The 20318-nt window shown below is 58.3% G+C and carries 21 protein-coding genes and 1 tRNA gene; 14 read left to right on the top strand and 8 right to left on the bottom strand.

All coding sequences use genetic code 11. The annotated features are described in order from the left end of the window. Positions 1-386: 386 nt before the first annotated feature. From WCA10_RS07965 to WCA10_RS07950, 4 genes are read left to right on the top strand one after another with little or no spacing between them, the layout of a single operon-like run. The gene (locus tag WCA10_RS07965; protein WP_472821978.1) at positions 387-1142 is read left to right on the top strand and encodes a TetR/AcrR family transcriptional regulator; all 756 of its coding nucleotides are present in this window, start codon (positions 387-389) and stop codon (positions 1140-1142) included. Continuing rightward, the gene (locus WCA10_RS07960) at positions 1126-2193 is read left to right on the top strand and encodes an HlyD family secretion protein (protein ID WP_472821977.1); all 1068 of its coding nucleotides are present in this window, start codon (positions 1126-1128) and stop codon (positions 2191-2193) included. Before WCA10_RS07965 ends, WCA10_RS07960 begins: the two co-directional genes overlap by 17 nt. Next, a complete protein-coding gene (locus WCA10_RS07955; protein WP_472821976.1) occupies positions 2190-3239 on the top strand; it encodes an ABC transporter ATP-binding protein in 1050 nt (349 codons plus the stop codon). The genes WCA10_RS07960 and WCA10_RS07955 overlap by 4 nt, the downstream gene beginning before the upstream one ends. Continuing rightward, positions 3236-4348 carry an ABC transporter permease gene (locus WCA10_RS07950; protein WP_472821975.1) on the top strand — a complete coding sequence of 371 codons (1113 nt, stop codon included), beginning with the start codon at positions 3236-3238 and terminating at the stop codon, positions 4346-4348. Before WCA10_RS07955 ends, WCA10_RS07950 begins: the two co-directional genes overlap by 4 nt. A 338-nt stretch (positions 4349-4686) precedes the next feature. On the opposite strand, the gene WCA10_RS07945 is transcribed toward WCA10_RS07950, so the two are convergent. Both WCA10_RS07945 and WCA10_RS07940 read right to left on the bottom strand, forming a co-directional pair. Then, positions 4687-5406, bottom strand: a complete 720-nt coding sequence (locus WCA10_RS07945; protein ID WP_472821974.1) for a TraB/TrbI/VirB10 family type IV secretion system protein — start codon at positions 5404-5406, stop codon at positions 4687-4689. A 26-nt stretch (positions 5407-5432) separates the two neighbouring features. Next, a complete protein-coding gene (locus WCA10_RS07940) occupies positions 5433-6332 on the bottom strand; it encodes a hypothetical protein (protein ID WP_472821973.1) in 900 nt (299 codons plus the stop codon). A 374-nt stretch (positions 6333-6706) separates the two neighbouring features. Here WCA10_RS07940 and WCA10_RS07935 point away from each other — a divergent pair, with 374 nt between their 5' ends. The 3 genes from WCA10_RS07935 to WCA10_RS07925 all read left to right on the top strand — a co-directional run bounded on the left by WCA10_RS07935 (position 6707) and on the right by WCA10_RS07925 (position 8116). Next, positions 6707-7264, top strand: a complete 558-nt coding sequence (locus WCA10_RS07935) for a hypothetical protein (RefSeq protein ID WP_472821972.1) — start codon at positions 6707-6709, stop codon at positions 7262-7264. Positions 7265-7370: 106 nt separating this feature from the next. Continuing rightward, positions 7371-7553 (top strand): hypothetical protein, encoded by a 183-nt coding sequence (locus WCA10_RS07930; protein ID WP_472821971.1) that lies wholly within the window; start codon positions 7371-7373, stop codon positions 7551-7553. Positions 7554-7564: 11 nt separating this feature from the next. Next, positions 7565-8116: a 3-hydroxyacyl-CoA dehydrogenase NAD-binding domain-containing protein gene (locus WCA10_RS07925; RefSeq protein WP_472821970.1), complete on the top strand. Its 552-nt coding sequence runs from the start codon at positions 7565-7567 to the stop codon at positions 8114-8116. 22 nt (positions 8117-8138) lie between these two features. Here the strand turns inward: WCA10_RS07925 and bshA are convergent, their stop codons facing one another. Both bshA and WCA10_RS07915 read right to left on the bottom strand, forming a co-directional pair. Then, positions 8139-9278, bottom strand: a complete 1140-nt coding sequence (bshA, locus tag WCA10_RS07920) for an N-acetyl-alpha-D-glucosaminyl L-malate synthase BshA (RefSeq protein WP_472821969.1) — start codon at positions 9276-9278, stop codon at positions 8139-8141. A 103-nt stretch (positions 9279-9381) separates the two neighbouring features. Beyond that, on the bottom strand, positions 9382-10251 hold the full coding sequence (locus tag WCA10_RS07915) for a ChbG/HpnK family deacetylase (protein WP_472821968.1): 870 nt from the start codon (positions 10249-10251) through the stop codon (positions 9382-9384). 125 nt (positions 10252-10376) lie between these two features. Here WCA10_RS07915 and WCA10_RS07910 point away from each other — a divergent pair. Continuing rightward, positions 10377-10453: transfer RNA gene (locus WCA10_RS07910), tRNA-Val, on the top strand. 111 nt (positions 10454-10564) lie between these two features. Continuing rightward, complete coding sequence (locus tag WCA10_RS07905) at positions 10565-11839, top strand: nickel-dependent putative hexonate epimerase (protein ID WP_472821967.1); 1275 nt, start codon at positions 10565-10567, stop codon at positions 11837-11839. A 19-nt stretch (positions 11840-11858) separates the two neighbouring features. Here the strand turns inward: WCA10_RS07905 and WCA10_RS07900 are convergent, their stop codons facing one another. Together WCA10_RS07900 and WCA10_RS07895 are read right to left on the bottom strand one after the other, a co-directional pair. Beyond that, positions 11859-12674, bottom strand: a complete 816-nt coding sequence (locus WCA10_RS07900; protein ID WP_472821966.1) for an energy transducer TonB — start codon at positions 12672-12674, stop codon at positions 11859-11861. A 236-nt stretch (positions 12675-12910) separates the two neighbouring features. Next, positions 12911-15145, bottom strand: coding sequence for a S9 family peptidase (locus WCA10_RS07895; protein ID WP_472821965.1), 2235 nt, complete (start codon positions 15143-15145; stop codon positions 12911-12913). A 137-nt stretch (positions 15146-15282) separates the two neighbouring features. Here WCA10_RS07895 and WCA10_RS07890 point away from each other — a divergent pair, with 137 nt between their 5' ends. The 4 genes from WCA10_RS07890 to WCA10_RS07875 all read left to right on the top strand — a co-directional run bounded on the left by WCA10_RS07890 (position 15283) and on the right by WCA10_RS07875 (position 18114). Next, positions 15283-16002, top strand: coding sequence for an SDR family NAD(P)-dependent oxidoreductase (locus WCA10_RS07890; RefSeq protein ID WP_472821964.1), 720 nt, complete (start codon positions 15283-15285; stop codon positions 16000-16002). Positions 16003-16170: 168 nt separating this feature from the next. Further along, positions 16171-16986, top strand: a complete 816-nt coding sequence (locus WCA10_RS07885) for a TPM domain-containing protein (protein WP_472821963.1) — start codon at positions 16171-16173, stop codon at positions 16984-16986. 150 nt (positions 16987-17136) lie between these two features. After that, entirely contained in the window at positions 17137-17715 is a 579-nt protein-coding gene (locus tag WCA10_RS07880) for a LemA family protein (protein WP_472821962.1), read from the top strand. Positions 17716-17892: 177 nt separating this feature from the next. After that, the gene (locus WCA10_RS07875; protein WP_472821961.1) at positions 17893-18114 is read left to right on the top strand and encodes a hypothetical protein; all 222 of its coding nucleotides are present in this window, start codon (positions 17893-17895) and stop codon (positions 18112-18114) included. Positions 18115-18435: 321 nt separating this feature from the next. On the opposite strand, the gene WCA10_RS07870 is transcribed toward WCA10_RS07875, so the two are convergent. Beyond that, positions 18436-18780: an STAS domain-containing protein gene (locus WCA10_RS07870; RefSeq protein ID WP_348261832.1), complete on the bottom strand. Its 345-nt coding sequence runs from the start codon at positions 18778-18780 to the stop codon at positions 18436-18438. Positions 18781-18931: 151 nt separating this feature from the next. Further along, a complete protein-coding gene (locus WCA10_RS07865; protein ID WP_472821960.1) occupies positions 18932-19372 on the bottom strand; it encodes an ATP-binding protein in 441 nt (146 codons plus the stop codon). A gap of 521 nt (positions 19373-19893) precedes the next feature. On the opposite strand from WCA10_RS07865, the gene WCA10_RS07860 reads away from it, so the two are divergent. Further along, positions 19894-20313 (top strand): DUF2267 domain-containing protein, encoded by a 420-nt coding sequence (locus tag WCA10_RS07860; protein WP_472821959.1) that lies wholly within the window; start codon positions 19894-19896, stop codon positions 20311-20313. Positions 20314-20318: the final 5 nt, after the last annotated feature.

Below are 20318 nucleotides of genomic sequence, written 5' to 3'. Positions count from 1 at the left end.
TTCTCCGGGATACCCCCACCCCATCTCTGGGAGGAAGTTCGGTGTTTTGAGCAGGTTGCGGGTGATGTTTTGGCCAAAGTCGTCTGCGGATTGAAGTTAGCCACAGAGTCGTCTCAGCATTGCACTTAGGGCGGAAAAGCACGAAGCAGGGACCAGGGACTAGGGACAGAGGGACAAAGGGACAAAGAGAACTGGTTCTTGAACTCTGTTTCCATTGTGCGCCGGAGGGGGGAAATTATCTGCAAAATGGAGGTTGGGGGAAGAGGCTGAAATAGAAGGAGATAGGGGAAAAGATTTGAGGAGAGGGATTGACATTTGGAATCTTGTTGCATTTTTCAGGCTTCTTCGTTAATTTACTAACCAGTTAGTTTAACTGATTGGTCAAAATGAATACTGAGACACAAAACGCATCCGTACCTGCTGATCGATCGTCGGAAACACGCGCGCGGATTCTCGATGCAGCGTTGCGGGAGTTCAGCGCGCTGGGGATGGCGGGAGCCCGCATGGATCAGATTGCTGCGGCTGCCGGCGTGAACAAGGCGCTGCTCTACTACCACTTCGACAGCAAGGAGAACCTGTACATCGCGGCGGTGGAGATGATTTCGGCGAAGATTCGGGATCAATCGATGGCGGTCTTTCTCCGTGATGCTTCTCCGGGCGAGCGGCTGTTGAGGGCCGCGCTGAATCACTTTGACCGCATCCTGGCGCAAGGGGAATTTCAGAGCCTGATGCAGCAGGAGATGATGCGGCTGCACCAGGGCGAGTCCGATGTGATGCCGGTGTTGGTGAAGCGCGTGTTTGCTCCGCTGCAAACGATGTACCAGTCGATGATGCGCGAGGGAATTGCGTCGGGCGAGCTGATTGACGTGGACTGGCTGCAGATTCACCTGGCTGCGCTGGGAGCGAATGTTTTCTATTTTCTGGCGGCGCCGGTGTGGCGAATGCTGATGCCGTTTGAGCCATTCGCGCCCGATGTTCTGGCGGCGCGGCGGCGCGCGGTGGTGGAGTTTCTGGGGCAGGCGGTCTTTATCGATCGCACCCATGGCGCAGAATTAGCGGCTGGCGTGCTTGCCGACACGCCAATGCCGGAATTGCCGAGCACGCGGCATTTATATGGGAGATCCGATGAACGCAAGAAATAGAGTTTTCATGATCCTGGGGCTGCTGACGCTGGGATCGTTTGTTTGGTATCTGTTTACGGCCCACACTTCGGGCGATCTGAAGCTGATTGGTACGGTGGATGCGAACGAAGTGCTGGTGAGTGCGAAGATACCGGGGCGCCTGCAGACGCTGAACGTGGATGAAGGGCAGAGCGTGAAGGCCGGCGAGCTGATTGCGACGGTGGAAAGCGACGACCTGGCGGCGGCGGAGAAGGCGGCGCAGGCGAATGTCCAAAGCGATCAATCGAAACTGGCCGAGACGGTAGATACGCAGCGGCAGAATGCGGGCGAAGTCTCAAGCGCGGCGGTCAATGCCGAGGCACAGGTGAAGGCGAGCGAGGCGGCACTGGCCCAGGCGCAGGCGAACCTCGCGCACCAGAAGGCGGATACTTCGCGAACGGTGGCGCTGGCCAAGCAGGGAATTGCGAGCGAACAGGCCAAAGAAGAGGCGGTGACCAGCCTGAATGCGGCTGAAGCCGCGGTGGAGACGGCACACGCGAATGTAGCTGCGGCGAAGGCGGCGCTGCAGCAGGCGAAGGCGCACGAGCTGCTGGCGCAGGTTTCAGCGCGTACCGTGGCCTCGACGCGCGGCATTGTGCAGAATGCTAAGGCGCTGGCCGATGAGGCAAATGTTGAACTCAAGTATGCGCAGGTGTTTGCCCCCGTAACTGGCAAAGTGAATGTGCTTGCTGCACGGCAGGGTGAGGTGCTGGCGGCGGGAGGGACCATCGCAACCGTGATGGACCTTTCGCAGACGTGGGTGTACGCGCCTCTGCCTGAGACGCAAGCCGACGCGGTGCAACTGGGTGACAGTCTGAAAGTTGTGATGCCGAGCGGAGCGATCGTGCAGGGAAAGGTGATTGCGAAATCGGCTGAAGCGGATTTTGCGACGCAGCGCGACATCAACGGCGGTCGCAAGCGCGACATCAAGACGGTGCAGATCAAACTCCTGATCGACAATCCGGAAGAGAAGTTTGTGCCGGGGATGACGGCCGAAGTTTATGTGCCGAAGAACAAGCTGGTGAAGCAATGACGTCGCATGCGCGTACCGTAACACCGACGCCGGAGCCGTTGCAGAGCCAGGCGGAGCCAGCGATTCGCGTGGAACACATCGTGAAGAAGTACGGCGACTTTGTGGCGGTGAAGGATGTGAGCTTCGAGGTCGCCGATGGAGAAATCTTTGGATTGCTGGGGCCGAACGGCGCGGGAAAGAGCACGCTTATCCGCATGATGACGACGCTGATTCCGGTGACGAGCGGGAAGGCAATTGTTGGCGGGCACGATGTAAGCAAGGAATCGGACGCGGTGCGCCGGATGATTGGTGTGATTCCGCAGGCGCTGACGAGCGACCAGGATCTCACTGTCGAAGAGAATTTGAGTATTTACGCAAAACTGTACAGCGTTCCGCGGGTGCAGCGGGAGAAGAATATTGCCGATGTGCTGGAAGCCGTGGACCTGACCAAGTGGCGCACGGCGCAGACCAAGACGCTTTCAGGCGGCATGCGGCGACGGCTGGAGATTGCGCGCGGATTGGTTCACGATCCGCGGATTTTCTTTCTCGACGAGCCGACAACCGGACTCGATCCGGTATCGCGCATCGCGGTGTGGGAGATGCTGAACAATTTGAAGAAGACGCGGAACCTCACGATGCTGCTGACAACCCACTACATGGAAGAGGCGGACCGCCTTTGCGACCGCATCGCGATTGTCGATCATGGAACGCTGGTGGCGTTGGGCAGCCCGGTGGAGTTGAAGCAGAGCGTGCCGGGATCGAATGTGGTTGAAGTGCAATTCAATCGTGAGGATCCGGAGTGGAAGTCGCGGCTGGAGGCGCTTCCCGATGTGACGGAGGTGCAATCGCAATCGGCCGGGGTGTATCGCGTACTGACTTCGAATGGCTCGCAAACGACTTCGCAACTGGTGGAGATGGCGAACCGTCTGGGAGAACAGCTGACTTCGCTGAGCGTGCAGAACACTTCGCTGGATGACGTTTTTGTGCATTACACGGGCCGGCAACTGCGCGATGAACAGGTGAAGACGGTGTTTCAGATGCCGCCGCGGCCGGGAGCACAACCATGAACAGATTTATGGCGATTGTTGAGCGCGAGATGCGGAAATTCTTCCGCTCGCCCGTACTGATGATCATGTCGATGATGCTGCCGCTGGTGCAGCTGGTCATTCTGGGAAATGCCTTTGGCGGAAAGATTCGCGGGGCGAAGGTTGCTGTGGTTGACAAGGATCACGGCCCGCAGGCGGTAAAAGTGCGCGAAGCCTTCGATGCGATTGCTGTGAACATCGCAACGTTTACTACCGTTGATTACGCCGATGAAGATCAGGCCAAGGAAGATGTCAGGACCGGCAAGGTGGATGCGGCGGTGATCATTCCGGCGCAGTATTCGCGGCGCGTGTATGCCGAGGATGCGCCACGGATCGGGCTGGTGGTGGATAACTCCGACCAGTTCATGAGCTCCTCACTCGAAGGCGAAATGCAATCGCTGGTGGATGCGCTGAATCAGCCGGTGATCCAGGATCGCGTGGTGAAGAAAATCGCGCTGCAGATTGTCGAGCTTTATCCCTTCGTCGAGTACATGAAGTACCTGTTGGCGGGGTCGATCTCGCTGGCGATGTACATCTCGGTGATGATCGGCGGCGGGATGCTGTACATCGACGACAAGGCGCGCGGCGTGCATGAGGGATACCTGGTGACGCCGATCAGCAAGCTTGAACTGGTGATGGGGCTCAATGCAGCAGGCGCGATCAAGGCGGTGCTGGCAGGGATTTCGCTGACGGTGATTGGATCGCTGATGGCGGGATTGGGGGTGATTTTCCATCCGATGGCGCTGCTGCAGCTGTTTCTGCTGATCGTGGGAGTCTCGATCGCCTTCAACGGAATGATGTTTCTGATGATGGTGCGGGTGGACGACCCGCTGGTGCCGCGCGCGATGTTCGGCGTGCTGAACACACTGCTTTTCTTTCCTTCGGGCGCGATTTATCCGATTGCGGCATTTCCGAAGTGGCTGCGCGCCATCGCGATTGTCGATCCTTTCACGTACGCGATTCACGGATTCAAGGCGATCCTGCTGAAGGATGGCGGATTTGTTGCGATTCGTGGGGATTTGTTGTTTTTGTTTTTGTTTGGAATCGGCACGCTGCTGATTGCTACACCGCTGTTCAAGCGGACACTGTGAAGACAGTGAACAGTGGGCAGTGGACAGTGAATGAGTGAAGAAGTGAAGAAGTGAATAAGCGAATGAGTGAAGAAGTGAAGAAGTGAATTAGTGAACTAGGGAACAAGGGTTTGGGGTTTCCGGCGGGTAAGCAGGTTAGTCCGGAATGCGATGAGGCGGTCCATTCCTTGTGGGAGGGTGGGCCGCCTTGTTGCGTTTGATGGGTAATGGAGGCCAAGTGCGAGTGTTGGTGCCCCAGGTCGCAAAAGCGAGACCTGGAGCGCCCGGGTTTGTGCTTTCCCACTCATGACGCAAACTGCGCGTCATGAATGGGGCACGGCAGGTTCCTGCTCTGGTCTTCAGTGTGCGATGGTGGTGGCGGCGGATATTTGTGCGGGATCGAGTGCCAGCGGTTCCTGCAACGCCATCTGGAATTGCCATCCCGCGTCGAAAAGGATGAAGTCCGCGCTGTTCGCGCGGTGATGACCGATTACCAGGGAGAGAACCAGAATCCCCGCGCCAGCGCCGATTCCGATGCCAGCCAACGCGCCAGGGGATGGTCCCATCGAGGGCAGGGGCGGAAGTTGCGGAGGGTTCTGGCCGGAAGCGGCGAAACCTTCGCCGAGATACGGAGCACCGTCGCGGGCGTCGGCAAGTTGATATGTGGCCTGCGTTTTCGCGTCTGGAACCAAAAAGTTTGCCTGCACATTTGTGGCGACCAGCGGAACCGAGTATCCATTTGCGAAGAGAAGGCGGGTGAAACGAAGTTGCACGCTCGCTGATCCGCCGGCTCTGGGGTGCGCATTCACCTTGTCGACAACGCCTTCAACGTAGGTGCCGGCAGGGATGGCTACCCGAGATCCAATGGCCAAAGGAAACGCTACAACGGCGCGCACAGGATCGCCGGGCCTGGTGGATTTGCTCTTGATGGAGGTGATGAGGTTGAGGGCAACGAGAGTTCCCATCGGGACTGTAATGGTGTCGGTCGTCGCGGGTGGATTCACTGGCTGCGGAATGGTTGGCGTTTGTGCAGCACTGATGGAGGCGATCAGAAGGAAGGCAACAATTCTAAGCAGCATGGTGTGTCCCCCGTTTGGCTAAAGCGTCAATGGTTGTTCGCGGATGAGGAGTTTGGGCTGCGAACCGCTGCGTATGGGATCGGCACGCTCGATATCACAATGGGAGGTCCGGGACAATCTCGTCCAGGAAATCCTGGTGTGCCCGGAGATCCTGAAATGACGGTTGGAGGTGTCGATGGGGTTCCAGGGATGACGGTATCGGGCATACCTGGACCGCCAGGAATGGTTGTATCCGGTGTTCCGGGTGAGCCGGGAATCACGGTGTCTGGTGTGCCGGGACTGCCAGGCGCGCCGGGAGTTGGGCGGCACAGAGTTGCCGATTTGAACTTGCCCAGATCGACGGCGCGACTCAGCGGAATCGCGGCCGCGACCTGTTTTGCGTCGAGCGAGAGGGGAGAGGCGAGCGTGATATCGAATTGCGTGCCGTTATCGAGCAGCAGGTCATTCGAAGAACTGACGTTGACGGTCAACTCCATTACCGTTGGCGCGAATGGAGAAAGTGCACGCGGGGTTTGAAGCGAATCTGTAACTGGTCGTGCAGGACTGGCGGCCGCAGCGAAACCGGGCAGCAAGACTGCATACCCATTGGCGAAGATGACGGTCGTAAACAGGGCCTGAATTTGAGCGCGACCTCTGAAGCGCGATGGCCGGGCGATGGACAGAATCGTACCCTGCACATAGGTCCCGGCTGGAACGGCAGTGGATTTTCCAGCGATGACTGGAAAATCCACTTGCGTGTAGAGCGCGTCTCCGGCTTTTGCGGCGCGGGCCCACACGGGTGCGGTGACGGCGAGTTCAATTCTGGTGCCGGCAGGGAGAGTTGTGAAGTCTGTGCTGGTTGTGTTTGTTTGCGCAGGTGCGGTGAAACCCAGCCCAATTGCGCATACGATGAAAGCAAAGCCTGGGAACGTTGCGATCCGTTTCACGCTTTCGCCTCCGTTTCGTCACCCGCGGGTAAACGTTCAGCTGGGTGCGAAACTGCGACAACTGATATGGAGACGGTTGCACGAAGCGATTGGTTCTACGAAATTAGCGATGGAAGTAGAGAACAGAGAACAGTGGTCAGTGAGGAGGGAGTTCTGGACGTGAACGGGGATTGCAATCCCGCAGGGGCTGAAAAGCCCGACGATTTTCAAGTTGCACTTTCGGCCCGCGACCCATAGATGGGTTCCCCGAGTCGTGCCCTTTTACAAAACCTTCGCTGCGGCGGAGGAAATTACTCACCAAAAAGTACCGTTACCCTGCACGGTAGTGGCAGTTGTTAAAAAGTGAACCTGGGCTAACATCGGAAAAGCCCCCTATGCCTACGACAGCCCAAACCCAAACCGCATCTGACGCGATTTCCAAGCGCATCGCCGAGGTAACTAAGCCGGTGAGCGGTCCTGCCGCGCCCGAGAAAAAGGTTCCCTTGACCTGGGAAGAGGAAGAACTGGAGAACTACGAGCCCAAGCGGTCGGTCGCCGTTGAGGTAAAACGGAAGGCGGACGCGAGGGCGGCTCTCCTGGTTCGGCAGCTTCCGCACCAGTGGAACGGGTTGTGCGAGGTTATGTCGATTCGTTGCGAAAGCGTCAATACCAAGGCGGGTCGCACCGTTCTGCGCGGGGCCATGCCCGATCACAATCGGCTGGAAATCCGCCGTGAAGATGATCAAGGATTTTTGGTGCAGTTTGATCCCGACAAGAAAAAGATTGTCTTCAGCGGGAAAGTGCTTGGATTCGAGCGCGTATACGAGCTGGTTGTGCAAGAGCGCGACGGTGTGGATGCGACCGCCTGGTTCTCTCAGACGACTCTGGTCACAGAGCAGACGGACGACCTGGCAAAGGGAATGATCTCCACACTCTTGCGATTTGACCAGTAAGGCAGCATTTTCCAGGAGCAGGTCCTGGTCACCGCTCATCCCGCGCGCTTTCCCTCAGTAGCCATACCGCCTACAATGGGGACTGACTTCAATCAAGAGGATCCCAATGCCGCTGTCTGGTGAAGCCATTCGACTGATGAATTATATCGATGACGTTGCGGTGACGCTCCGCCGCATTCTTGCTCTCGTACCGACGCTCTCTGCCGAGGAGCGCGCGCGGATCGCCGACCACCTCGAACACTCGAGCCCGAGTGCAGATGACGTTGCCAAAGCACTCACCGCGAAGTAATCCGGATTCCAATGCAAGTTGCCATTATCGGTGCCGGGCCTTTGGGCAGATGGCTCGCGCACGCAGCAGCCCGCGCAGGCTACGCAGTGCTGCTGGAAGATGTAATGCCCGCAAACCTGCACCATGCGCAGGAGTATCTGCGCCAGCAACTGGGGCCGGCGGCATTGCCTATGGTCAAGTTTGTCTCCACGATTGAAGATGCAGTGCGCGAGGCCGACCTGGTGATCGATTGCGTGCCGGATGAGCTGGAATCGAAGTTGGAGATTTTCTGTCTGCTCGACCGGATGGCTCCGCCGCGAACGGTTTTGATTACTCCTACAACGAGACTTTCGATCGCGGACCTCGCGTCGTGTACCTACCGGGCCGATAAGTGCGTGGCGCTTGCAGTAGATATGCGGGAGCTAACCGGCAACTCGATGAAGGATGGCGCCCAACTGGTGAGCGGCGCGGGAATTCTGCTGCGAACGCCGCCCCAAGCGACCCCGGAAACGGTGGCACTGGTGCAGGAGTTCTGGACGCGGGTGGGATTCGTTCCGAGATTCGAGGCCGACCGAACGCAGTAATCCAACTTGTCAGGAATGAATTTCAGCCTGCGAGAATCTCTTCGTAATACTTCACATATTTGGGAACAACCAAGGAGGCGCAGAAGCGTTTCTGTGCGTCTTTACGTGCTGCGTCGCGCATGGCATCAAGCCGGGTCCGATCTTTCAGGAGCGCGATAGCGGCGGCGGCCATTTCGTCGACGCTTCCCACGGGAAAGAGCAGCCCGGTCACGCCATCTTCAATGAGTTCGGAAACGCCGCCCACGCAGGTGGCGATCGCGGGCACCTTGCAAGCCATAGCTTCGAGGGCGGCCAGTCCGAAGGATTCGAGAGAGCTGGGCATGACCATCAAGTCGGCGAGAGGAAGAAGCTCATTGACGCGGTCTTGCTTTCCGAGGAAATGAACGCGATGGTTGATATTGAGGTCGTGCGCAAGCCACTCCGCGGCAGAGCGGTCGGGGCCGTCGCCGACAAGGACCAATTGAGCCGGAACTTCACGCACCACCTGGGCGAATACCTTTACGACGTCCACGACGCGCTTTACGGGGCGGAAATTTGACAAGTGGATCAGGATGGCTTCGTCGGCACCGGCTAATTTGGCTCGCGCACTTGCCCGAGTCTCTTCGTCCGCAATTGGCGTGTAGACATCGCAATTGACGAAGTTCGGAATGACCTCGATGGGTCGCGAGATTCCGAAGTCTTCGACGGTTTTTGCTTTGAGATAGTTTGAGATGCTGGTTACGCCGTCACTTTCCTGGATAGAATAGCGCGTGATGGGCAGGTAACTGCGATCAAGGCCGACGAGCGTGATGTCTGTGCCGTGCAGCGTAGTCACAAAGGGCAGCCTGCGGCCGCGCGCAGCCAGCATTTGCCGGGCGAGCATGGCGCTGACGGAGTGCGGAATGGCGTAGTGAACATGGAGTAGGTCGAGATCGCAGAATTCGGCAACCTCAGCCATCCGCGAGGCCAGGGCCAGGTCGTACGGGGGAAATTCGAAGAGAGGATAGCTTGAGACGGGAACCTCGTGGTAGAAGATACCGTCGTCGCGGCCGCTGAGGCGGAAGGGCTGTGAGTATGAAATGAAATGGACCTCGTGGCCTGAGGCGGCGAGTTCAATGCCGAGCTCGGTGGCGACCACTCCCGAGCCGCCATAGGTGGGATAACACGTGATGCCGATGCGCATACCGGTGCCTTACATTTCAGAGAACCAGGTTTTAAGAGCTGCCCTTCTCAAGTTTGACGCATGGGGTTTGACGGAAGATGCAAAACCCGCAATTTCTGTGGTTTCAGCTGGCAGCCTTCTCCTGGACCGGGTGACCGAGGCCGGCAAATGAGATGAGGTCGATGCCCCCATAGTCCCGGATCGCCATGAGGGCGTTGCGCTCGATTTCACGCGATTCCAACAGACGGGTGTTTGCTTTTGCCAACTGCTCGTCGCGATAGCCGGGGTGGGAGACCAGTTCAAACGTACCTTCGGGCATTGCGGTTATCAGCGCATGCACGGTGGCGATGTTGAGGGTGCCGGTGGCGAGCACGCCCACGGCGCCATCGGTCGTCTGGAATCCTTCTTCGGCGACGATCCGGCGAAACTTGGATTCGAAGCGGCGCAAGAAGACGACTTCAGCCCGACGCAGTTCAGGTGCATTGGTTGTGGCGTTCAAGCTCCAGATCGGCTCAAAGGGATTGCGAATGGTGTGGATGCCGGCCGCCTTCGCAGCGCGCAGCACGGACCGCAGGATCGCGGGGAACATGTGGATGTGCTTGTGGGTGTCGACATGGGTGAGCCGAAGGCCGTAACTCTGCAGAAGTGCGATCTGGGCGGAAGCTTCGGCCTCGACATCGGCGCTGCGGATGCGCGCCGTGAATGATCGCTTCAGGAAGGATCCAAGGCCCGAATAGAAGTTTCCGGTGGTTCGATCGACGAGGGAAGGAATCCTGTTTTTGTCGAAGACCGGCGTGCCGTCGACCAGGACGATATGACATCCCACGCCGAGTGTCGGCATCGCCAGGGCCATGTTTACCGCCTCTTCTGTAGCGCAGGACTGCGCCATGAGCGTGGCGCTGGTAAGCACCTCGGCAGCATGAAGCTCGAGGATGGCGCGATTGACACCTGGGGCGAGACCGAAGTCGTCGGCATTCACAATAAGACGGGGCACGAAGATTAGCTTATCAATCGAGGCTCGTGTCAATGCGGGCGTCCGGCGGAGTGGACGGCAGCCTGCCGGGGAGTTCCTTCGCTGATATGATGAAGGAGGGCTGTTTCTCGGTCCTTCGCCTCAAGGGGCGGTTAGCTCAGTTGGTTAGAGCGCCTGCCTTACAAGCAGGAAGTCGGGGGTTCGAGTCCCTCACTGCCCACCATCCACCTCCATCCAATTGTCGCTCATCCCATATCGTCCGCTGCTCAATCAGCATCTCCATGAAGGTTATAAGTTCAGATTCTCTTTAGATAATTGAGTTAGAGTTGAGCGCATGGGTATGTTTTGCGCAGTCGGCGGCGTCGACGTTGAGCTCGGGCGCGGACAGTTGAAAGAGTTGCTCGCGGAGAGCCTTGAGAAGCTCGGACGGCGCGAGAGCGTGCTCGCGGTGCCGCCGGACATTACGCGGCTGCATTCGCAGGCAGGCGTGCTAACGTGCGCGGCCAGGGAACTTCTGGGCGATCGGCTGAAGGCGGTACTGCCGGCGATCGGAACGCATGCAGCAATGACGCCGGCGCAGTTGGACCACATGTATCCCGGCGTACCGCATGAGTTATTCCGAATACATCACTGGCGCACGGATGTGGAGACGCTGGGCGAGGTTCCGGCGGAGTTCATCTATCAGCAGTCAGAGGGGAAGCTGAACGTGCCCTGGCCGGCGCAGACGAACCGGTTGATCTCGCAGGGCGGGTTTGATCTGATCCTCTCGATCGGGCAGGTGGTGCCGCATGAAGTGATCGGGATGGCGAACTACAACAAGAACATACTTATCGGCGCCGGCGGTCGCCTGAGCATTAATCTCAGCCATTACATGGGCGCGGTTTACGGGATGGAACGCATCATGGGGCGCGCCGAAAACCCGGTGCGCGCGGTGCTGAATTATGCTTCGGATCGTTTTTTGCGCACGCTGCCGATTGTGTATGTGCAGACGGTAGTGGGGCGGCGTGCGGACGGCGGGCTAGCGGTGCGGGGGCTATTTATCGGGGACGATGTGGAGTGCTTCCATCGGGCGGCAGAGCTGAGCCTGAAGGTGAACTTTGAACTGGTGGCGGAGCCGATCAAGAAGGCCGTGGTGTATCTCGATCCGCACGAGTTTCATTCGACCTGGCTGGGGAACAAGGCAGTGTATCGGACGCGGATGGCGCTGGCCGATGGCGCGGAGTTGATTATTCTTGCGCCGGCGGTTCGGGCGTTTGGCGAAGACAAGACAATTGATGGGCTGATTCGCAAGTACGGGTATCGCGGAACGCCGGCAACGCTGGCGGCTGTCGAAGCGAATGCCGATCTGGCGGCGGAGTTGAGTGCGGCTGCGCACCTGATTCACGGATCGTCAGAAGGGCGGTTCACGATTACGTGGTGCCCCGGGCGGATGAGCCGAGAGGAACTTGAAGGCGTTGGCTTCAAGTACGGCAATTATGCGGAGATGTCGGAGCACTACAACCCGGACAAGTTATCGCATGGGTATAACCGGCTGGATGGCGAGGAGTTGTTCTTTGTTTCGAATCCGGGGCTGGGATTGTGGGCGCATCAATCGCGGCTCTCGAATTAGTTTGAAATCTTGAAGTTCGTCATCGGCCCCGCATGGTGAACCGAAGGCTGATTTCAGTGCGAGCCGGTACAGGCCGTCCGTTGAGCATAGCGGGCCTGAAGCGCCAGACGCTCATGATTCGCGCGATCTGCTGTTCTTTGCCAGGTTGAGCGGAATCGAGAATCCTGATGCTTGAGGGCATCCCATTGCGATCGACCAGGACGGATACTTTGTAGTCGCCGAGGTCGAGAAGTCCGCGGGCAAATCTCATTTCGTCGGTGGACGGAGGGAAATAATGCGGCGGCTTGACATCCCCTCCGACCTTATAAACAAGCGGATTTGGCTCTTCTGGCGTGGGAGTCACGCCATTCCCGGAGACGAGCACGACCTGCTGAGGCGGATCGACAGGAGGCTTGAGTTCCTGCTCGGGTTCGGCGGCGAGGTGAAGGACCATGCGCGCCTGCCCGCGAGCATCTTTTTCGTCGCGCAGGCAGGTGCGGACGGACACATCGAGCGACTCGGCCACAGCGACAGGCTGGCCATTCAGGGTGCCTGGTTTGAAATGGTCTTCGGTGACGTGTTTGAGCGCAAGCACGTCGAGGTCGGCGCCGAGAGGATGGAGAAAAAAGACATTGCGGGGTTCTCCATTGGCGTCGACGATAAGCGAAAACGTGACTTTGCCTTGCTGGTCGCCGGTGCAATGGTCGTTGACATATGGCTGGGACACTTGGTGAGGCAATAGCTCGGGGGCCGTGACGTCGGGTCCGGCGGAGTAGATCTTTGCTGGAGTGTCGGACGCGGATTGCGCGGTGAGGACTGAGGTGGAGAAGAGGATGAGGAGCAGAGCGGGTTTCATGGTGGTTTAGGGAAGCACAGACACTTTATCACGAGGGGTGGGCGCAGCGGAGAGCGCGAACAGCGCGAGAAGCAACTGCAGGTTCCTCCACTCTCTTCACTTCGTTACGGTCGGTCGGAATGACAGCGGATAGCGTGGGTAAGAGAAGCAGATCCTTCGCTCACCACCCCCGAACGGAAGTACGTTCGGGGCCTCGTTTGCTCAGGATGACACCGCGTTGCGGTAGTGGTTCAGATTCAGACGATACCTAATTCGCGGAGGAGGAAGGCGTAGTCGAAGGCGATCTCCTTTAAGTAGTCGTAGCGGCCGCTGGCGCCGCCGTGGCCGGCTTCCATGTTGGTGACGAGCAGGAGCGGATTCGCATCGGTTTTTAGAGTACGAAGTTTGGCGACGTATTTTGCGGGTTCCCAGTACATAACCTGGCTGTCGTTGAGCGAGGTCTTGACTAACATTGACGGATAACTTCCAGGCTTCAAGTTATCGTAGGGCGAGTAACTCAACATGTAGCGGAAGTATTGTTCCTGATTGGGGTCGCCCCACTCTTCGTACTCGGGTACAGTGAGCGGGAGAGAGGCGTCGAGCATGGTGTTCATGACGTCGACGAAGGGGACGTGGGAGAGGACGGCGCGGAAGAGATCGGGGCGGAGATTGGTGACGGCGCCCATGAGCAGTCCGCCGGCAGAGCCGCCTTCGATGGCGACGCGCGCGGGATCGCCGTAGCCGTTAGCGGTGAGGTGCTCGGTGGCGGCGATGAAGTCGGTGAACGTGTTGCGCTTGACGAGCATTTTTCCGGCGTCGTGCCAGGGCTTGCCGAGGTCGCCGCCACCGCGGATGTGGGCGTAGGCTATGACGATGCCGTGGTCGAGCAGACTAAGCCGGTTGGAGTTGAAGCCGAGCGGAAGAGCGTAGCCATAGGAGCCGTAACCGTAAACATAAATTGGGTTATGGCCGGGCTGGCGCCTGTCTATGCGATAGACAAGAGAGATGGGCACCTGGACGCCGTCTGGTGCGGTGGCGTGGACGCGCTCACTGGCGTAGAGCGTGCGATCGAAGCCGCCGGGGACTTCCTGCTGCTTGAGGAGGATGGATTCGCGCGAATCGAGATCGTATTCATAGACGCTACCGGGAGTGACGAGGGACTGGTAGCCGTAGCGGAAGCGGGTGGTTTCCCAGATGCGGTTGATGCCGGGTGAAGCGCTGTAAGTGGGCTCTGGGAACGCGATTTCGCCTGCGGGATTGGCTGCGGGGGTTTCGTCCTGAAACTTCCAGAGGCGGAGGCGGGGCAGGCCGTCTTCGCGTTCGCAGGCGACGAAGAAGTTGGCGAAGAGATCGACGTCCTCAAGCATGACGGTGTCGCGGTGGGGGATGCGCTCGACCCAGTTTTCGCGCGAGGGCGCATCGAGGGGCGCGGTGACGAGACGGAAGTTGCGGCCGCGATCGTTGGTGCGGATGAACCATTGGCCGTTGCGGTGGTCGACGGCGTATTCGTGCTCGTCTTCGCGGGGACTGATGAGGGTGAACTCGGCGGTTGGAAGATCGGCGCGGAGGACGCGGCACTCGGTTGTGGTGTGGCTGCCGGATTCGAGAACGATGAAGTTGCCGTCGCGGGTGCGGCCCGCGCCAATGTTGAAGCGCTCGTCATCGTCCTCATAGACGAGGATGTCGGAGGGGTGTGGCGCGTGAAGCGTGTGGCGATAGAGCTGAAACTGACGCTTCTGCTCTTCGTCTTCGACGGTGTAGAAGAGGGTCGAATTGTCGGCGGCCCAGGTTACGGAGCCTACGCGCTCGACTTCACCCGGAAGGGTTTCGCCGGTAAGGAGATCCTTGACGTGGAGGGTGTATTGGCGGAAGCCGGTGAGGTCGACCGTATAGGCGAGCCAGCGGCCGTCGTCGGAGATGTCGGTGGCGCCGATGGCGAAGAAGGCCTGGCCTTCGGCGAGCTGGTTGCCATCGAGGATGATTTGTTCGGGAGCGTCGGTGGAGGGTTGAGTGTTTTTGTTTCCCACCCAAGACAGCGATGAAGCCGCTGTCTTGGCACCCTGAGGGTCTTGAGTTTCTGGACTTGAGTTCTCAGTTTTCCCACTCATGGCGCGATAAGACTGCGCCATGAATGGGGCACCCAAAGTGGGTGGGGCACCCAGGGTCGTGAAGGAACATGGCTTGCGGCAGAAGATGGAGTATTGTTTACCTTCTTCGGTGCGGATGGTATACCACCAGTCGCCTTCGCGGTAGGGCGCGGACTCGTCGGTCTGCTTGATGTGGCTGAGCATCTCGTTGTAGAGCTGGTCGCGCAGGGGAGCGAGGTCGGCGGTGACGGCTTCGGCGTAGGCGTTTTCAGCATTGAGGTAGGCGGTGACTTCAGGGTTTTCCTTGTCGCGGAGCCAGGCGTAGTCGTCGGAGAGGGTGATGCCGTGGAGGATGGTTTCCTTGTGGTCTTTGCGGGCGATGGGGGGGAGTGCTTGATCGGTCATGGCTTGTTCAAGTGTAGAAGAGCGGGGACGAAGGGACAGAGGGACAAAGGGAAGAGGGACATAGGGACATGGGGACCTAAGGGCCAAGAGGCAGGTGTCAGTGATATAACAGCCATCACGAATTTTCGAGGTGGGCGATGAGTGCGAGTTTTGCGAGCAAGGTGGTGCTGGTGGCGGGGGGAACGGGCGGGCTGGGTCGGGCGGTGAGCCTTGCGTTTCTTGCGAAAGGTGCGAAGGTGGTGGTGACGTATCGAAGCGACGAGGAATTTGCAGCTTTGAAGAGGACTGCAGGCGCAGGGGCTTTTTCGCTCGAAGGGCATCGCGTGAACGTGACCGATGAGATCGCGGTGAAGGAACTTGTCGACGGGATTGTTGGGTTGCACAGACATCTGGATGCGATGGTGAATACGGTGGGCGGTTATGCGGGCGGCATCAAGCTTTGGGAGCTCGAAACGAAAACCTTTGAGCAGATGCTGGCACTGAATCTGCGTGCGGGTTACGCGCTGTCGCGCGCGGCGGTTGTGCCCATGCTGAAGCAGAAGCATGGGGCGATTGTGAATGTGGCGGCCAAAGCCGCGGTTGATCACGGCGCGGGGGCTGCGGCATATGCGGCCTCAAAGGCGGCGGCGGTGGCGATGATGGATTCGCTGGCGGCGGACGCGAAGGGCACAGGGGTGCGAGTGAATTCGATATTGCCGAGCATTATCGATACGGAAGCGAATCGGAAGGCAATGCCGGGAGCTGACTTTGCGCAATGGCCGAAGCCGGAAGATATTGCGAAGGTGATTCTGTTTCTGTGCAGTGAGGATGCGAAGGTAGTGCATGGGGCGGCGATTCCGGTGTATGGGGATAGCTAGAGAGGTGAGGCTAGGAAGACAAGAAGCGGATTCTTCGCTCACCACCCCCAAACTGAAGTGCGTTTGAGGCCCCGTTCGCTCAGGATGACACCTTCCTAATCAAGAAGGGCATCCCTGCGGGACTGGTGCGGGAACTTTGGGGCGGGGCGGCACGTACAATTGAGTGCGATGGAAGGTTTTCACCGCACGGGTTCGACGATGTTCCGGCTGATGCTGGCGGTTTTGTTTCTCCTACCTTTGCAGATTGCAATGGCCGAGTCGGTCAGCAGTCTGCCCAAGCCCAATGACTATGTAAATGATTATGCGCATGTGCTGTCGGCGGACGCCGTGGCGAAGCTGGACCGTATTTGCGCGGAGCTGGACCACTCGCAGGCGAACGCGCAGGTGGCGGTGGTGACGGTGCACAACCTGGACGGAGATGACGCGGCCGATTGGGCAAATGAGCTCGAAAACAAGTGGAAGATTGGCAAGAAAGGGTCTGACCGCGGAGTGCTGGTGCTGCTGGCTGTGGACGATCACAAGTACCGGATCGATGTGGGATATGGGCTTGAGGGGATCCTGAACGACGCCAAAGTGGGGGACTTTGGGCGGGCGATGGTTCCGTCGCTGCGGGCGAAGGATTATGACGCGGCGATTGTGGGCGCTGTGGGGCAGGTGGCGCAGGTGATCGCGACGGATGCGCATGTGACGCTGAGCGATCAGTTGCCGGCTCCGCCTCCGGTGCGGCAGAGGAGCAGCGGCGGACTGGCGAATTTGATTCCATTCATTTTTCTGATTTTGATCTTCTGCGGATTTGGCGGGCTGCGGCTGCTGTTTGCAATGGGACTGCTAAACAGTGCGCTGGGCGGACGCCGGTACGGCGGAGGTGGGCCGTTCATGGGTGGTGGAGGATTTGGCGGTGGCGGCGGTGGCGGCGGCGGTGATGGGTTTGGAGGGTTTGGTGGTGGAGGGTTTGGGGGCGGAGGAGCGGGGGGAAGCTGGTAGAAGCAGGGGATGAGGGACAAAGGGACATAGGACGAGAGAACTAGGGAAAAAGGGACATTACAAGGGACAGAGGGACAAGGGAACTAGAGAACTAGGGACAAAGCGAACGAGGGAATAGGGACCTTTGAGGTCGGAGGAGAAGGAAACGGTATGAGCAAGGGATTGATGGTTGGGTTGGGTGTGGTGGGCGTGATCGTGGTGGCGCTGCTGCTGGTGGGTGGCAGCTACGTGAGCGCCAAAAACCAGATGGTGGCGAAGGACCAGGCGGTGAAACAGACCTGGTCTGAAGTGGATGTGCAACTGGAGCGGCGGGCGGACCTGATTCCGAACCTGGTGGAGACGGTGAAGGGGTTCACGAAGGAAGAGAACTCGGTGTTTGCCGATATCGCGAATGCACGGGCTGGGATGTTGAACGCGCAGACTCCGCAGTCGAAGATTGCGGCGAATGGACAGCTGGATGGGGCGCTGGGTCGGTTGCTGCTGTTGACGGAGAATTATCCAAATCTGCGATCGAGCGAGCAGTTCATGCGGCTGCAGGATGAGCTGGCGGGGACGGAGAACCGGATCGGCGTGGCGCGGCGGAGTTATAACCAGGCGATCCAGGATTACAACACGTTTATCGGGCAGTTTCCGAACAGCATCTGGGCGGGGATGGCGGGATTCCACACGAACGACGCGTATTTCAAGGCGAGCCCGGCGGCGCAGCAGGTGCCGAACGTGAAGTTCTAGGAACAGGGATCAGGGGACACTGGTCAAGGGCCGGAGTGGCGTGTGCTGCTCCGGCAGGATTGTTTGGGACCGGGAGGATCCGGGTACCTCGGATTCGGATGGAGTGCGATAGATCACCGTAGATCGGGCGGACCTCTGGCAGATTGGAGGTATTGGTGGAAGCTGGTGTTTGCTGTGATGCGGTTAGACTATTTGTCTTGTTTGCTTACGGTGTTGTCGACGGTGTTGGTGGGGCGGAAGCGGTGGACAGGGCTCGTTGTGGCGAGCGTGAACAGCGTGATTGTTTGTGTCATCGGCATGCGCACGGGGCAGCTTGGGTTTATTCCGGCGAACCTGTTTTGTATCGGGGTGTATGCGGTGAGCATTCGATCGTGGGTGAGGGCGGAGGGCAGTTCTTAGTTCGTAGTTCTTAGTTTTGAGTTCTTAGTTCTGAGTTTTCCCACCCCTGATTCGCAAGGATGGGGCACACGGTTTCGGTCATTAGGGTTCGTGCTATCCCACTCATGGCGCGATGAGACTGCGCCATGAATGGGGCACCCAGCTTCGTGCAGGACGATCAATCCGGCAAATACATAGTGATGGAAAAGCAAAAGGGCCATCCGTGGAGGATGGCCCTGGAGTGTTTGCAGAAAAACGGGCAGGGGGCTGCCTTGCTGAGATGGCGCGATTCAATGGAATGAGATCGCGAACTTCGACTCACGGAACGAGCTTGCGGACCGGCTATTTATAGGAGGCGATGGCGCTGGCTTCGTCGTCGTAGATGTCGAATACGGTGTAAAGCTTGGTGAGCTGCAGAACGTCCTTGACCTTGCGGGTCAGGTTGAGCAGCTTGAGAGCGGCGCCCTGATTCTTGGCAGTGGTATAGGCGCCCACGAGTTCGCCCAGGCCCGAGCTGTCGATGTAGTTCACGTCGCCGAGATTGAGCAGGATATTTTTGGAACCTTTGCTGATCAGGTCGCGAATCGCTTCGCGCAGTTGCACGCTGCCCTCGCCCAGAGTGATCCGCCCGCTGAGGTCCAGGACGGTAACGCCGTCCAATTCACGGGAAGCAATAGTAAGTGCCACGGAAATTCCTCCTTTGTGAGTCATACAAGTTATAGCATCTGGCGCCCCGCAAACGAAGACCAGTTTGCTGGGCATTACCGCGCCATAGCGCACCTGAGATTATGTGGAGCGGTTCCCGCCGAATCCACAGTTCGAATGCAATCGAGATGCGTCAGGTTGTTTCCTGCGCCGGGACGAGATGTTTGATCAGAGTCAATTCTGTTCCGGGTTCGAGTTGACGGAAGTGGACCTCATCCATGAAGGAGCGGATGAGGAAGATGCCGCGGCCAGTGCCGCGCAGGAGATTTTCAGGAGCGAGCGGATCGGGGAGGTGTTCCCAGTCCACTCCTTTGCCTTGGTCTGCGACGGTGAAGACGAGCGATTTTCCGTTGTTTTCGAAGCTGGCGGTGACTTGTTTGGCGGGGTCGTAGTCGTTGCCGTGGAGGACGGCATTGACGGCGGCCTCGCGCACGGCCATGGTGATGCGGAAACGTTCTTCTTCGTCTACGCCGGCGTCTTCGGCCAGCTTTTCAGCGGCAGCTTCAATCTCGCCGACGCTCTCCATCGTAGAGGGCAGCGAGAAGCTCCGCTTACCTGGTCTGGGATCGATCAAAGGCTTCGTCTCCGCCTCTACCGGGAATGGCAAAGCGCCGCCTTACCGCGAGAGGAAGTGTTCGGTTTTCCAAGGAAGACGGGAAAACGTGTATAGAGGGCAGTTTCATCGCTGAGGGGCGTTGTGTCAAGAACTGGTTTGAGTTAGGGGAAGTTTCGGCGGTTGGGTTCTTCTAAAGATTGACGGGGTAAGTGTGGCGATGAAGACAAGTTTTTGCGTCGCGCCGATATTGATCTCTGCTGTGCAAGCTGCAAGGGATGGGAAAAACGCCAGCAACGAACTGCTGTAGCGAATTTGCGGACTTCCGGAACAACTGCCGGGGTTGGTTAATTCATAACTTGCTGTTGGACGGTGATACAACCCAGGAATCCGAAGGTATCTCCATGGCACTGATTCTCAAACGCGCGTCGGCGATCTCCGCTCGTTGGAAGACCTGCAATAATTCTGAGGTCGCCGGGGCACGACCGAGAATTGCGTCAGAATACTCGCTGGCCATCGGCTCTTAACTGAAAGGCACACCCATGACTATTCCGGTGGAATATCAGCGGGCAACAGATCATTTTCATCAGTTTCTCAGCGACGTCCGAGACGAAGCCAGTCTCGATACGGTCAACCAGGCATACACGATGACGCAGGGTGTTTTGCAGGCTTTTCGACGTCGCTTGGAAATAGGAGAAGCGATCCGGTTTTCGAACGTACTACCTGCTGACATAAGGGCGCTCTTTGTAGCTGACTGGGACCTCGAAGAACCGAAGCGCCAGTTTGAGGATCGAGCTGCAATGACAAAGGAAGTTCAATCCCTGCGACCTCTGCATAACTACGCACCTGAATCCTCGATTCGCGACGTTGCCAAGGCGTTACGACACAATGTCGATGAAAGCGCACTCAATCGAGTCCTTGAAACATTGCCTGAAGGCGCAAGACAGTTTTGGCAAGCATGAATTTC

The sequence above is a fragment of the Occallatibacter sp. genome (assembly GCF_049582745.1).
Lineage (GTDB): Bacteria > Acidobacteriota > Terriglobia > Terriglobales > Acidobacteriaceae > Telmatobacter.
This window is presented reverse-complemented; position numbering and strand designations above follow the sequence as displayed.

Coding starts and splice junctions, on each gene's coding strand:
- WCA10_RS07965 (WP_472821978.1), top strand. CDS start 387: ATGAATACTGAGACACAAAACGCATCCGTACCTGCTGATCGATCGTCG.
- WCA10_RS07960 (WP_472821977.1), top strand. CDS start 1,126: ATGAACGCAAGAAATAGAGTTTTCATGATCCTGGGGCTGCTGACGCTG.
- WCA10_RS07955 (WP_472821976.1), top strand. CDS start 2,190: ATGACGTCGCATGCGCGTACCGTAACACCGACGCCGGAGCCGTTGCAG.
- WCA10_RS07950 (WP_472821975.1), top strand. CDS start 3,236: ATGAACAGATTTATGGCGATTGTTGAGCGCGAGATGCGGAAATTCTTC.
- WCA10_RS07945 (WP_472821974.1), bottom strand. CDS start 5,406: ATGCTGCTTAGAATTGTTGCCTTCCTTCTGATCGCCTCCATCAGTGCT.
- WCA10_RS07935 (WP_472821972.1), top strand. CDS start 6,707: ATGCCTACGACAGCCCAAACCCAAACCGCATCTGACGCGATTTCCAAG.
- WCA10_RS07930 (WP_472821971.1), top strand. CDS start 7,371: ATGCCGCTGTCTGGTGAAGCCATTCGACTGATGAATTATATCGATGAC.
- WCA10_RS07925 (WP_472821970.1), top strand. CDS start 7,565: ATGCAAGTTGCCATTATCGGTGCCGGGCCTTTGGGCAGATGGCTCGCG.
- bshA (WP_472821969.1), bottom strand. CDS start 9,278: ATGCGCATCGGCATCACGTGTTATCCCACCTATGGCGGCTCGGGAGTG.
- WCA10_RS07905 (WP_472821967.1), top strand. CDS start 10,565: ATGGGTATGTTTTGCGCAGTCGGCGGCGTCGACGTTGAGCTCGGGCGC.
- WCA10_RS07900 (WP_472821966.1), bottom strand. CDS start 12,674: ATGAAACCCGCTCTGCTCCTCATCCTCTTCTCCACCTCAGTCCTCACC.
- WCA10_RS07895 (WP_472821965.1), bottom strand. CDS start 15,145: ATGACCGATCAAGCACTCCCCCCCATCGCCCGCAAAGACCACAAGGAA.
- WCA10_RS07890 (WP_472821964.1), top strand. CDS start 15,283: ATGAGTGCGAGTTTTGCGAGCAAGGTGGTGCTGGTGGCGGGGGGAACG.
- WCA10_RS07885 (WP_472821963.1), top strand. CDS start 16,171: ATGGAAGGTTTTCACCGCACGGGTTCGACGATGTTCCGGCTGATGCTG.
- WCA10_RS07880 (WP_472821962.1), top strand. CDS start 17,137: ATGAGCAAGGGATTGATGGTTGGGTTGGGTGTGGTGGGCGTGATCGTG.
- WCA10_RS07875 (WP_472821961.1), top strand. CDS start 17,893: ATGCGGTTAGACTATTTGTCTTGTTTGCTTACGGTGTTGTCGACGGTG.
- WCA10_RS07860 (WP_472821959.1), top strand. CDS start 19,894: ATGACTATTCCGGTGGAATATCAGCGGGCAACAGATCATTTTCATCAG.